Source organism: Yersinia aldovae 670-83 (genome assembly GCF_000834395.1).
In the GTDB taxonomy this organism is placed as follows: Bacteria; Pseudomonadota; Gammaproteobacteria; order Enterobacterales; family Enterobacteriaceae; genus Yersinia; species Yersinia aldovae.
The window spans coordinates 412,650-425,663 of sequence record NZ_CP009781.1 but is presented as its reverse complement, the minus strand read 5'-3'; the positions used below and the strand labels follow the sequence as shown (position 1 = coordinate 425,663).

The window sequence follows — 13,014 nt, the reverse complement described above, 5'->3', positions numbered from 1 at the left end:
CTATGCTGGCAACGATCACGGATTATAAACAGAAAATTACGCTCATTCAAAACAGCGGTATTCAGTTTTTGGACTTTGCTTTAACACCTGAGACCGATAGCGAACTGCCTAACAAATTTGTCAGAAAAAGTGCTAATGGCCCGTTGCTACGCCTGAATTATCACTCACATAATGGCAAATACGCGCTAATGGTTCCGGGGGCTGCCCCTGAAATTGTTAAACCCGAGTTTAGCTTCCCGCTGGAACAATCACTCAAGCTACTGAATAAGATCTGGTTGCCACTGCCGTTCTTGCGTTTTAGTCCCCCGCGCGCCTTTGTCAGCGGGCCAGATAATTGGGCCAGAGTGCAAATATTGCAGTTAGATACGCCGGATCAAGATGGCAATACCCTGCGCGTCACGCTTGCTTTTGATACTAAAGTCTATCCGGAAGGCCACGCCTGCGAGAATCTGGCACCGAATGAGAACGATATCAAAACGGGCCTCAGTTTTGCCTTGGCTTACCACAATGAGGAAATTGCCGAATTCCTCGATCTCACCTGGGTTGACGGCTGGTTACGTGAAGTCTTTACCCAGCAAGCGTCACAACAAGAAGAGCGCAGCGCGCGCCATATTACGGTGTCGCTGCGTGAGTTTGAGTATCAGGCCCACTATTTGAACTTACTGGAATTACTGGGCCGTCAACTGGCTATACCGGAAATCAAACTCAATACCAGCACCTTGCAAGAGCCGGCGGTGAATGTTGACCTGATTCTGGACGTGGGTAACTCCCATACCTGTGGCATTTTGGTGGAAGATCATGTTGATGAAAGTCATGGGTTGAAACAGAGCTATGAATTACAAATCCGTGATTTAAGTGAGCCTCACTCGCTGTATAACGAATTATTTGAAAGCCGCGTTGAATTCGCACCGGCAAGATTCGGTAAACCCAACTTTTCAGTCGAAAGTGGCCGCGATGACGCCTTTATCTGGCCCACCATTACCCGCGTTGGCCGGGAAGCCAGCCGTATGGCTTTACAGCGAGTAGGAACCGAGGGTTCTAGCGGTATTTCCAGTCCACGGCGTTATTTGTGGGATGAAGAAACTTATGCTGCCGGTTGGCGTTTCAATAACACGCCAAGCGACTCATCCCACGAAACACCGGCAACGGCTCTGCCGCTGACCCACTTGCTCAACGATGACGGGCAGCCGCTATATAACTTACCGGCGGATGAGCGCTTACCGGTTTTCTCACCCCACTATAGCCGCAGCGCAGTGATGGCGTTAATGCTGGCGGAATTACTGTCACAGGCGCTAATGCAAATTAACAGCGCGGCGCAGCGGATGAAAATGACCCATGTTAATGCGCCCCGCCAATTACGTTCCATTATTCTTACCCTGCCCTCAGCGATGCCAAAACCAGAGCGTGAAATTTTCCGTCGCCGGATGCATGAGGCTATCGCCCTGGTGTGGAAAGCGATGGGATGGCACCCCGCCGATGAGAATTTTGCCACAGAGCACGACTGGGCGAAGAGCCAAGTCCCAGTGCCTGACGTGCAGATGGAATGGGATGAAGCCACCTGTGGTCAGATGGTTTACCTGTATAACGAAACACAAGTTAATTTCGGGGGGCGCACTGCCGCCTTCTTCGCCAGTATGGCAAGGCCGGATAAGCAGTTGGCGGCAGATGAAATCGCAGGGAAAACCTTGCGTATCGCCTCAATTGATATTGGTGGGGGCACTACTGATCTGGCGGTGACACAGTACTGGCTGGACGATGGCCTGGGTAATAATGTCAAAATTAGCCCACGCCTGCTGTTCCGTGAAGGATTCAAAGTTGCCGGGGATGATATTCTGCTTGATGTCATCCAGCTCTACATTCTGCCAGCATTACAGGTCATGCTGAAAAAAACCGGGGTGGCTAACGTAGATGGGCTAATGGATAAGCTCTTTGGTAATGAAGGCCGGATGGATGGGCAATCGACACTGCGCCAGCAAGCGACGCTGCAAATTTTCATGCCGGTTGGCCGGTCAATACTGGAAGCCTATGAACGTTTTGACCCGCTGGATACCGCCGCTGAGATTGACGCCAACGTCGGTGAACTGCTGACACAGCAGCCGACAGATAACGTATTGGAATACATTAACAGTGAAGTCCAGCGGGAATTGCCGGCCAATGCCGCTCTATTTGATATCTTGCATGTGCCGTTAGTGGTGAAATTGAGCAAATTGCACGCTGAGTTTTTATCTAACCGCATGAGTATTACGCAAAACCTGCGTTCTCTGTCTGAAGTGGTGTCGCTGTATGCTTGCGATGTGTTGCTACTCACTGGCCGCCCGTCACGCTTCCCCGGTATTCAAGCGCTATTCCGCCATCTGCAACCGCTACCTAACAACCGCATTTTATCGCTGGATGGCTACCACACTAATGATTGGTATCCATTTAATAAAAATGGCCGCATTGATAACCCTAAATCCACCGCCGCAGTGGGGGCCATGTTGTGTTTGCTGTCGTTAGATTTACGGCTGCCAGGTTTCTACTTTAAAGCGGGTGATTTCCAACCTTATTCAACCATTCGCTACCTGGGGATGCTGGACAGCAGTCAGGCCCTGACTGAAGATAATGTCTACTACCGTGAAATTGATCTGGATAGCCCGCATTTTAGCTTACCTTCCACCTCCGATTTCCAAGTCCGTGGTTCTCTGTGCCTGGGATTCCGTCAGCTTGATAATGAGCGCTGGCCTGCCTCGCCACTTTATACCTTGTCGATTGTCGATCAAGAACTGGCGCGTAAAGTTGCCGGTGACAGCGTCTTGCAGGTCAAATTGCAATTGACAAAAGAAGATAAGCTATCGATTGGCCCAGAACGTTTTGAGATAGCCGATGCCGTATTACAAGATGGCAGCCGCGTCCCCTCACATCACTTGCGCCTCAAATTGAACACATTAGCCAGCAATGGCTCAGGATCAACCCATTATTGGATTGATAGTGGGAGCGTATTTAGAAAATGAAATCGTTAACCAACCAACAACTCCATAGCCAGCTCCAACAGGTGACTCAAGGCATTGATCAAACCATTGACTGGATTAGCACGGTGCGCCGACACGCTGCACGTCTGGATATTGAGGCTGATCATCTGGCGCTTAAACTGCGCCGAGTCGCTAACAAAGCCCGCCATCTGGCGCAGACATCCCGTAATGCGATGACGATAGGCTTTTTCGGGCACTCCAGTGCGGGAAGAAAATACCTGATCTCAGCGTTGATTGCCGATGAGCATGGCCGGGTAGCAACCCGCCTTGGCGGTAAAACATTGGACTTCTGGCAGCAAATCAAACCCGACTATCAGGCCAGTGGTTTAGTCACCCGCTTTAGCCATCACGCGGTAATCACCGATGAGGCTTATCCGGTGCGGCTTTCTCTGCTGAGTGAACAGGATATCGCCAGAATTATGGCGACGGCTTTCTTGTTGGATGGCCATCAGGAAAAAGCAGGTCATGCGCTGGATGAACAATATATAACGGATCATCTCCAACAGTTGGCAATGCACCGGCAACCCGTGGCAGTGGCCGGTATCAACAATGACGATGTGATTGCGCTTTGGGATTCGCTGCTGCGCCATGATGCTGTGCGCCAAAAGGCGTTGGAAACCCATTTTTGGCCAGCCGCCGTCGCGTTGGCTCCTTACCTTAGCATTGATGATCGCGCGCGACTGTTTGCCTTACTGTGGGGGGAAAGTGAGGAATTAACTGCGGCTTACCGCCATTTTGCTTACACCTTGCAGCACCTTGGTCATGTACAGCAAGTCCTGGCCCCGCTGGGTGTATTGGTGGATGACACCCTATTACCCGCCAATGGCATCATGAATGTTGCGACACTCAGCGACCTAAATACCCCCGCCGATGTCCAGATTCAGGTACGCCCTTGTACAGAGAGCAACGCCAGCGAATCGGTGACGTTGTCACTCGCCGAGCTTACCTTGTTGACGGTCGAATTAACTATTCCATTACAAATGCCGGCACAGGAAAAGGGGTTTGAAACTGTCGATCTACTGGATTTCCCCAATTTTAGTGAGAAAAGTGACCTACCGCCTCACGCTGAAGATGATTGCTATCCGTTGGCGAATCGGCTTTCGCGGGCTAAGAACACCTATTTACTGGAACGCTACACCGATAAACAGCAGATCAATTTGTTATTAGTCTGTCAGGCAGTAAGCCTGCGAAATGAAGTAAAACACATAGGTAAGGCATTGGATTATTGGGTTAAAGAGACTCAGGGCGAGAATACTCAAGTTCGATCGCGCCGTAATCCGGGCCTGATTTGGGTGCTAACACCTTTTGACCAACGCATTGTAGCGGAGAAACAGCCGCCTATTTTCGTCGCAAAAGACAAAAATTACGATGAAGCGGTACAGCGCTCAGTCGGTAACCCCGGTGACAGTTGGGGCACCATGCTGGCAGTTGATCAACGTGGCGTTGAACGGATGATTGCTTATCTGTCGAAAGAAATTCACCGTGGTATCAAAGCTGAACGCATCAGCGAGCAACTGCAAGAGCTGCAACGGGAATTGGTTGATAACCTGTTGCTGGGCTGGCATCAACCGACGTTTAATGAAGCACAACACAAGCAACGTATAGCAGAAATTTTGCTCAAAACATTGCAAACACGAACCGGGGTTCACGGCGAATTGCTGGAGAGATTACTTCCCTCACGCGAAGAGTTACGCCACCTGTACTTATTTGCCGGCCAGCGACAGCAACAGGTTGGCTCAAATGAACCGCGCAAGCCTCAAATTAACACCGAGCCTTTCAGTATTGGCATTGATATTGACTTGTTTAGCGACTCGCCCGTGTCGATAGATCCGCTGACTCCCCCGGCTCCGGCGGCGAGTGACGATTATGAAATGGAATACGCCACCCGCGTGCAACGCTACTGGATAAATCACCTGCGTCAACTGCCCGATAACGGCCCATTGGTTGAATTACTCGGCGTCACTAAGCCCACGATTGAATTATTAGTGTCTGAACTTATCACCGCCAGTATTCGGCTGGATGTTGCTGGCAGTTTGGTCAACATACTGGCCGATAACGAACAAGTTGGCCAGCATCGCGAAATGAAAGCAGACCGTCAGGTGTCGCGCGTTCTGGCGGTATTGGGCGATTTTGTTGCCTGGTTAGGTTTTTTACACGTCAGTGAAAACCAGCGGCCTGAGAGTCGCATCAACCGGGGTTATAAAATATTTGCTCATCCCCCTCAATCGGCATCATCGTTAAGCGCCTCACTCCGTTTAACTAAATTATCATTAGCACCGACCAATAATACCGCCTTTTATATTTATGACTGGCTGGTTGGCTTGGGTGAAATGATTACTCAAAATGAAGGGCATTGCGCAGGAAACGAAATCAGTGAATTGCATCGCCAGCAGTTGGCCGCAATAGTTATATTGCTTCAACCTAAAGCTGAATAATAAAACTCAGTAAAACAGGCCATCGCGGTCAGCGGCTGACTACGATGGCCTAAGTCTCGGCTATAAGGCTCGCAGGACAATAATACCCGGCGTTTTTTTCACATACTCCATGAAAGGTGAGTCAACAACCTTGTTATTCCCTTTCAGCGAAGATGCATTTCGCAGCATTGGCCCGTTGTTGGTCATGATAAATATGCCGGTATGTGTGACATCCAACCCTTGAATTGAGGTATAGATACCGATGTAATCACCGGATCTCAACTGGCTGATTACCGTGTCATCGATAAATTCAGGGGGTATAAACGTTACATTCCGTGGGGTAACACCCAGTGAAGGAATAAACTCCCCACCCCCCTTTTTCTGATTCAGATGCTTCATTATCGTGACCGCATGAGGGCTAATTTGTGCAGTAACATCTTGCGCGTTTAACGGTTTTCTATTGGCCCAATCGGTAAAGAAGTGCTTGCGATGTAGATAATTTACATTGCTATCAATATAGCGTGTTCGAATCACCTGTTGAATAAAGTCAGATTTAGCGGTGGTTTTACGCAATGCTTCAACATAATCAAGGTAGGTAAAACAGTCTAACCCTCTGAAGTCTATCACTAACTTTTCGGGTTCAGTGTTTGAACCAACCAACCTGTTAGCTTCATAAGGCGTTCCTAAAAATTCGGCTGAAATCTGCGTGATCGCGTCTCCGGCACTGCGGTTATGCGCTGTTTTTGCTTGTGTTTCAATAATGCTATTAATGCGACTGGATGTGTAGTTATCGATATCGACTATTTCGTGCGGGTTATTTTTCGCACCGCACCCCACTAAAGCAATAACAAAAATCCAAGGTAACAATTTATGCATAAGTCCCTTCTAATGCTTTATCAAGCGGTTTCCATTCACGTCAAGGATTGATACTTTACTGTTTGGCTTTTAAACAAAGTGTCAACAAAACGTTACCTCTTGGATTTTCAATGAGTTTTGTTTTTACCCTCACCCATTTGTCTATTTTTGCCAATGTGCGTCAAAGCCGCAAAAATTAAAAAAATATCATTAATATACAACCTATTACTTTTTTTTGATTAAAGCGGCAATACCCTATTGGGTCGATAACTCTGTGATCAACTTTGGATTTTTGCATTCTGCCTAATCTATACGCTTGTGCCTTTGGGCTAATCGTGTTTATCTTTCAAGGCTTATTACACTACTTGATGAGATACCCCGTGAACTATTCCACTGCTAATTTCGCCCTACTACAAAACACTGCGCATGTTGACGCAGTCGTAGTCGTGCGCGTCCTAGTGGTGGTGGTGGTCGGCAGCGCGCCGTAACGGGTAACGAATCCAGAAAGATTCCCAAACCCCGCCGGCGCGAGCCGAGCGGGGTTTCTTTTTTGCCCCACTCTGTTACCGCACCGGCCCTGATGAAGGATATAACAATGCGTTATACAGGTGCCCAATTGATCGTTCGTTTGCTGGAACAGCAAGGCATTACCACTGTTGCGGGCATACCCGGTGGAGCCGCGTTACCGCTGTATGATGCACTGGGGCAAAGTCGTATTATTCGCCATGTGTTAGCGCGACATGAACAAGGTGCGGGCTTTATGGCGCAAGGCATGGCGCGCGCCTCAGGGGAAACGGCCGTTTGTCTGGCATCCAGCGGTCCCGGAGCCACCAATCTGGTGACCGCCATTGCTGATGCCAAGCTAGATTCAATCCCGCTGGTTTGTATCACCGGCCAAGTTTCCTCCGCCATGATAGGTACAGACGCTTTTCAAGAGGTCGATACTTATGGCATGTCGATCCCCATCACCAAACATAATTATCTGGTACGTGATATCAGTGAGTTACCACATGTCATTCCGGCCGCGTTTCGTATTGCTCAATCAGGTCGCCCCGGCCCGGTATGGATTGATATTCCTAAAGATGTGCAATTGGCACAAATCGACTTAGATACCTTGCCCGCACCCGGTGTTGCGGATGAACCTTGCCCGGTTGATCTAAGCGCTATCGCGCAGGCCGCTGACATGATTAATCGTGCTGCCCGACCGGTACTGTACCTGGGCGGGGGCATCGTCAGTTCAGAGGCGCATCAGCAGGCGATTCAATTGGCAGAGCAAGCAGGTTTGCCAACCACCATGACCTTAATGGCATTAGGCACCATGCCGGTTGACCATCCGTTGTCGCTGGGTATGTTAGGGATGCATGCCGCGCGCTCAACCAATCTGATTATGCAGCAAGCCGATTTATTGATTGTTCTCGGCGCACGATTTGATGATCGTGCCATCGGTAAAGCCGAGCAATTCTGCCCTGATGCCAGCATTATTCATATCGATATCGACCCCTCCGAGCTGGGTAAAATCCGTCGTCCCCATTTGGCGATGAATGCAGATATTAAGCAGGTATTAACGCATTTATTACCGCTGATCGAGGCGCAAGCCCGCAGTGAGTGGCGAACTACCGTGAGTGATATGCAGCGTGAATTTCCGTTCAATCAGCCCAATAGTGGCAATCCTTTGTGTCACTACGGTTTAATTCGGGCCACCGCCGAGGCGCTGGATGATGACTGCATCATTACTACCGATGTGGGTCAGCATCAGATGTGGGTGGCACAGGCTTATCCGTTGCGTCGACCGCGGCAATGGCTGACGTCCGGCGGGCTGGGAACGATGGGATTCGGCTTGCCTGCGGCGATTGGTGCCGCGTTAGCCAAACCACAGGCCAAAGTGGTCTGTTTTTCCGGCGATGGTAGCTTGATGATGAATATTCAGGAGATGGCAACCGCGGCGCAGGAACAACTGAACGTCAAGATTATTTTGATGAATAACCAATCACTGGGCCTGGTTCATCAGCAACAGGAGCTTTTCTTTGGTAAACGAATTTTTGCCGCCGACTACCCTTATCGCACCAATTTCATTCATATCGCTGAAGGGTTTGGTTTTTCCACTTGCGACCTGAATTCCGCCACCGATCCTTATGCCGCATTACACCAAGCCCTGAACCGCCCAGGGCCGGTACTGATTCATGCGCTGATTGATGTGGATGAAAAAGTGTATCCTATGGTGCCTCCGGGCGCGGCAAATATCGATATGATTGGAGGCGAATAATATGAATAATCAACAGGTTGCTACCCATAAAAACGCAGAGCAGGTCACGCTGGTTCTCACCGTGCGTAACCACCCTGGCGTTATGTCCCACATTTGTGGTTTATTTGCTCGCCGGGCATTTAACGTCGAAGGAATTTTATGTATGCCTTTGGCCAGTGGCGAGGAAAGCCGTATCTGGTTGCAAGTCGTCGATGATCAGCGTCTGTTGCAAATGATCAGCCAGTTAGAGAAGTTGGAAGATGTACTTGCGGTGCGCCGATTCGGGCCAGAAATGGTGATTTTCAATCAAGTAGAAGACCTGGTTGCCAATCAGAGGTGACATTGTCACTAATACTGAACTGATTAGAAAGCCCGTCGCCCGCACTACTGTTAATACGCAGTAGTGCGATGAGCGCGGTTATCTGTTAGACCGCGCAATATCCCCTTTAAATACCAAGCGCGCTAACACACACCAGATTACACAACGTTAATATTGATTACATTTTAATCATAAAACGCGTCAGGTATCGCACCCGTTGCTAAATTTTGGTATGGGTATCAGCTTAAGCTGGTTACCTCTCTCCCCCGGCATTTATCCGCTTGGGTGAGAGGGTTCTGTTAAGAGACAGAAAATGTATTTATCACAATAAGCAGGTATATAATATGAACACTCAAATAAAATCTATTTTTGCTATTGCTATCATTGCGTTAGCCAGCACCAGCATCGCTCGCGCAGCCGATCCACAAATCCCGTGGGCTGATAACAGTGGTAGCACTGAAAGCACGCATATTGCCGCAATAGGGCAAGACTTGAATGCGCAACATCAAGCGGTTACCAAAACGCAAGAAGGTGTTTGGGCCGCTAATAGCGGCAGTATCAGCCAGGATGAACAGGCATTACAAAGCCAGAAACCCGCCGTCGTTGGCACCCCTTCTTTAATGCCACATCAAGGGTAAGCATGGAATACTTATTATCTGAGCAGGGTCATTATTGACAATATAGCGGCAATGACCCTGCTTGAACGGGAAGGTAATGAAATTATGCCAGTAATAATGTTTTTAATTCAGCCAGTGAACTGACCTGATAACGCGGCGCAATATTTTTATCTGCGGCGGCACCGTGCGTATTAAGCCAGCAGGTATCGATTCCGGCATTAATCCCGCCTTGAATATCTGAGTGAAGATTATCGCCAACCATAAGAATACGTTCTTTAGGTGGATGATTCATTAAGCTGAAAGCGTGCTCAAATATCGCCACATCAGGTTTAGCTATGCCCACTTGCTCAGAGATAATCAAAGGTGAAAAGATATTTTGTAAGCCTGTGCGCTCTAACCGGAGGGTTTGAAGTTCGGTAAAACCGTTGGTAATAATGCCCATACTCACTTTTCCCCTCAGTGCATCAACTAACTCACGCGCACCGGGTAATAAGGAACAAATATCGGCCATTGCCAACAAAAACTCGCTGTTCAGGCGTGTTGCTGCCACGCCCAATTTTTCAGCCCACATCTCAAAACGGGTATTTTGCAACTCGGAGGCCGATATCTTGCCATTTTGATAATCAACCCATAATGGCTGGTTAACCAATTGATAATAGTCGAAATCCTGTACGGAAAACTCTACATTAAAGCGCGAAAACATCAGTTTCAACCCTTGATAAGCATCAAAGTGAAAGAGTGTTTCATCCGCGTCGAACAGTATCCATTGGTATTTCATGACGATTATCTCTGTGACATCATTAAGCGCGCTATGGTAGCGATTATTGTGAGCCAGCTCAAGTGAGGTTATTGTGGTTTGCTTTCTCGCCTTAAACCATCAATGCTGCTGATATTTCACGATTAATCATAACAATAGCATCGCCGGTGATCAGTGGACTATCAAATGCGGCCAACACTTTCCGGTTAATTTCAATCAGCGCGTCATCAAGTTTAATTTCCATATCTGCCGCAATATCCGCTAATTTTTCACGTTGCCAGGTGTCACGAGAGATCAATAGTTTCAAGAAGGTTACGCTGTCTGCTTTCATCTCTGCGCAAATTGCAGCCATTGATTGCGCACTTATTTCTGCTTCTTGCGGAGCGGCCACAGTTTCAGTGGTAAAAAGCGTTTCAAGCCGTTCAACTAACGCCTGACTTTCGTTTTTGAGTAGGTTTACGCGATCAGTGTCATTAATTACTTCAGCGGTGGGTGCGGGCAGGCTCAATGTCATTGGCGTCGCCCGGCTATCAAGATCGCTATAGACCAGTTTGCTATCCAGGGCAAAACGCTTATAAACCCGCTCAAGGAACTGCACTTCTTGCGGTGTAATCGTCCCTTCGGCCTGAATCAGATGAGCCAGAAAACGGGCAATCGCCCGGCGGTTTTCCACCGACAGCGGTTCCAAATTATTCTTCAACGCCAGCAAGGTATTGCTCTTTCTGATCCCCGGCTGTAAATAAGCTTTCAAGCGCATTCGCTGACCGGGGCTAAGATAGCTCCAGGCATCAATATGTCTGGTCAATATTATTGATTCCGGCTCTGCGATACGCCCATCAATCATCACTGCGGCACAGGCCAGCTCCACGGCCAACATGGTGACACGGTAAGCGGCAAAACTTGCCGATTCGGCCAACATTGATTCAATAGGGAATAGCGCCACTGTATCTTGCAAGGTTGGCGTGCGATTATCCGCGCGCGCATCCGGCTCAATACCAACTTGCAACGAGGCTAACGCATAACTTAATGCCATCACCTGGCTACGAGATAGCCGTTCTGGCGGTTTGGTTGCACAAGCGATACTGAGCCGGGTAAAAATCTCATCCAGAGTGGTGAGTAACAAACCATAGCCCACTCTGGCCTTAATACTCTCCAGTTCTGTTTTTAGTGCCTCAGACCACAATGGCATGGGCAGTAATAATTGCCCTTCTAATGTGCTCTTTTTCTGCGGATTGACGCTGGCAAAGCGGTTATAGATATCAAGATCTTTTTGGCATGTTTCAAAGATGGAACGCAGTTTATCGCGATGCGATTTGCACACTGCTACGTTCGGCAGATCGCCTATCTGGTGGAAAAATTCTTGCCCCATTAATCCTGCGGAGGCCGGTCGATAGAAAACCTGCAACTTCGTTTTATTGACCGACAATAAAAATCCATCTCCGTACTGCGCCTGATAACGTTGTTGGAAAAGTTGAGAAAAAACGTCAGCGCAATGCGCCATAGACGTAGCTTGATTGATTGCCGGGTCTGCTTCACCCCAAGCCAATGCCCACGACGCGGGGAGCGGCTTCTGGTCAACGGCCAATTGCCCTAAACCGACCAGTAATGCCAATGGTAACTCGGTGGACGCATCGCGACTGAGTGGCGGTGGAGAAAGATAGAGCTTCTGCTCTATATTCACTCTGGCAATATAAACTAATAAATTCTGAGCATAATGGTTAAATGCATTATGTTTCCCATATATATTTAATAGACGATTAATTTCAATTTCAATAATGGGAAGTTCTTTTTTTGCCGTTGTGTCTATACCTGCATCAATCAATACCCGGTGTTCCAGGCCATAGAAGAATAAAAAGACATAACCTATATGCGCTGTAGGAGATTTACGCCCTTCCGATAGCCACTGCAAATAAGCTCTTCTTGCCTCTGGGCTGCACGTTGAATAATCAGGGGTGTTATCGGTCAACGGTAGGGAGATATCTATTTCTTCGCTGGCCACATCCATTGAAGGGTTAATAAAGGCAGGCTCCGCACCGGTGCGGTTACTTTTGTATTTATTACCGATATAAATCATGCCATCGGGCAAACTTAACCCGGCAACCACAGCCAATTCACCGGGCCGCAGCCACGATGCGCGGGCCAACGATCCTCTTGAGGTTTCGGCTTGTTTTGCTTTAAGTTTATCAGCCGCCTGCTCGCCTTGGGGTGAGTTACCTTCTGGCGTTTCTTCCGCTTGCGTGGGGGACACCGTTAACGGGTAGCCCCCCAAGTCCGGGATTGTAGAGATTTTGTGCATATCCGGCGTGATAGGCGGCCCGGCATGAGGTGTAGCCTCTTTAAGATTTTGCCAGACAAAAAACAGACATAAGATAGCCGCACTTAACGCAATCCACGTCTCTCTTGGGAGACCGGTGATCAGCCCTAAAACGACTACCAATAAGATAACCCAGCCGGTACCCGTCGATTTTTTCTTCGCCACGATGGTTTATATGCTCCTATCTTAAAATAGTCATTTTTATGCTGCCGTTAAGGGCAATATTTAATAAATAATTCTTTTGTGCCGATATTTTTGGGTAATACACAACGGCCCCCCTATTAATTGCACTTAAGTACAAAATAGAGGTTAAATAATAAGTCAGAATTATATTTTATATCACTTTCCCACCGCGTTGGCGGGAAAAAACATGGAATAAAACAATTATGCCAGTTGACGCTGAATTCAGCTAGTAAAGACTCGCACAGTAGACAAACTCCCTGCCCGTCAAAACATCAACGTAAAAAATCCCGGACAAAGTGCTCCGG

Annotated in this window: 9 protein-coding genes; 6 read left to right on the top strand and 3 right to left on the bottom strand. The window is 48.4% G+C overall.

What is annotated here, in order from left to right; genetic code table 11:
* Positions 1-2: 2 nt before the first annotated feature.
* Both AT01_RS02000 and AT01_RS01995 read left to right on the top strand, forming a co-directional pair.
* Positions 3-2,990: a virulence factor SrfB gene (locus AT01_RS02000; protein WP_042545873.1), complete on the top strand. Its 2,988-nt coding sequence runs from the start codon at positions 3-5 to the stop codon at positions 2,988-2,990.
* Positions 2,987-5,443: a putative virulence factor gene (locus AT01_RS01995; RefSeq protein WP_042545872.1), complete on the top strand. Its 2,457-nt coding sequence runs from the start codon at positions 2,987-2,989 to the stop codon at positions 5,441-5,443. The genes AT01_RS02000 and AT01_RS01995 overlap by 4 nt, the downstream gene beginning before the upstream one ends.
* Before the next feature lie 60 nt (positions 5,444-5,503).
* On the opposite strand, the gene AT01_RS01990 is transcribed toward AT01_RS01995, so the two are convergent.
* Positions 5,504-6,298, bottom strand: a complete 795-nt coding sequence (locus AT01_RS01990) for a DUF1460 domain-containing protein (RefSeq protein ID WP_042545871.1) — start codon at positions 6,296-6,298, stop codon at positions 5,504-5,506.
* A gap of 347 nt (positions 6,299-6,645) precedes the next feature.
* On the opposite strand from AT01_RS01990, the gene AT01_RS22455 reads away from it, so the two are divergent.
* The 4 genes from AT01_RS22455 to AT01_RS01975 all read left to right on the top strand — a co-directional run bounded on the left by AT01_RS22455 (position 6,646) and on the right by AT01_RS01975 (position 9,476).
* Positions 6,646-6,765, top strand: a complete 120-nt coding sequence (locus AT01_RS22455) for an ilvB operon leader peptide IvbL (RefSeq protein WP_071841477.1) — start codon at positions 6,646-6,648, stop codon at positions 6,763-6,765.
* Positions 6,766-6,872: 107 nt separating this feature from the next.
* Positions 6,873-8,540, top strand: a complete 1,668-nt coding sequence (gene ilvB, locus AT01_RS01985; RefSeq protein ID WP_042545870.1) for an acetolactate synthase large subunit — start codon at positions 6,873-6,875, stop codon at positions 8,538-8,540.
* Position 8,541: 1 nt separating this feature from the next.
* Positions 8,542-8,859 (top strand): acetolactate synthase small subunit, encoded by a 318-nt coding sequence (ilvN, locus tag AT01_RS01980; RefSeq protein ID WP_042545869.1) that lies wholly within the window; start codon positions 8,542-8,544, stop codon positions 8,857-8,859.
* A gap of 323 nt (positions 8,860-9,182) precedes the next feature.
* On the top strand, positions 9,183-9,476 hold the full coding sequence (locus tag AT01_RS01975; RefSeq protein ID WP_042545868.1) for a hypothetical protein: 294 nt from the start codon (positions 9,183-9,185) through the stop codon (positions 9,474-9,476).
* Between the two features lie 82 nt (positions 9,477-9,558).
* On the opposite strand, the gene yjjG is transcribed toward AT01_RS01975, so the two are convergent.
* Together yjjG and AT01_RS01965 are read right to left on the bottom strand one after the other, a co-directional pair.
* Complete coding sequence (gene yjjG / locus AT01_RS01970; protein WP_004702049.1) at positions 9,559-10,233, bottom strand: pyrimidine 5'-nucleotidase; 675 nt, start codon at positions 10,231-10,233, stop codon at positions 9,559-9,561.
* Between the two features lie 91 nt (positions 10,234-10,324).
* On the bottom strand, positions 10,325-12,691 hold the full coding sequence (locus tag AT01_RS01965; RefSeq protein ID WP_042545867.1) for a tellurite resistance TerB family protein: 2,367 nt from the start codon (positions 12,689-12,691) through the stop codon (positions 10,325-10,327).
* Positions 12,692-13,014 lie beyond the last annotated feature (323 nt).

Excerpts from the sequence above, each read along its gene's own strand:
- AT01_RS02000 (WP_042545873.1), top strand. The coding sequence starts at position 3 with ATGCTGGCAACGATCACGGATTATAAACAGAAAATTACGCTCATTCAA.
- AT01_RS01995 (WP_042545872.1), top strand. The coding sequence starts at position 2,987 with ATGAAATCGTTAACCAACCAACAACTCCATAGCCAGCTCCAACAGGTG.
- AT01_RS01990 (WP_042545871.1), bottom strand. The coding sequence starts at position 6,298 with ATGCATAAATTGTTACCTTGGATTTTTGTTATTGCTTTAGTGGGGTGC.
- AT01_RS22455 (WP_071841477.1), top strand. The coding sequence starts at position 6,646 with ATGAGATACCCCGTGAACTATTCCACTGCTAATTTCGCCCTACTACAA.
- ilvB (WP_042545870.1), top strand. The coding sequence starts at position 6,873 with ATGCGTTATACAGGTGCCCAATTGATCGTTCGTTTGCTGGAACAGCAA.
- ilvN (WP_042545869.1), top strand. The coding sequence starts at position 8,542 with ATGAATAATCAACAGGTTGCTACCCATAAAAACGCAGAGCAGGTCACG.
- AT01_RS01975 (WP_042545868.1), top strand. The coding sequence starts at position 9,183 with ATGAACACTCAAATAAAATCTATTTTTGCTATTGCTATCATTGCGTTA.
- yjjG (WP_004702049.1), bottom strand. The coding sequence starts at position 10,233 with ATGAAATACCAATGGATACTGTTCGACGCGGATGAAACACTCTTTCAC.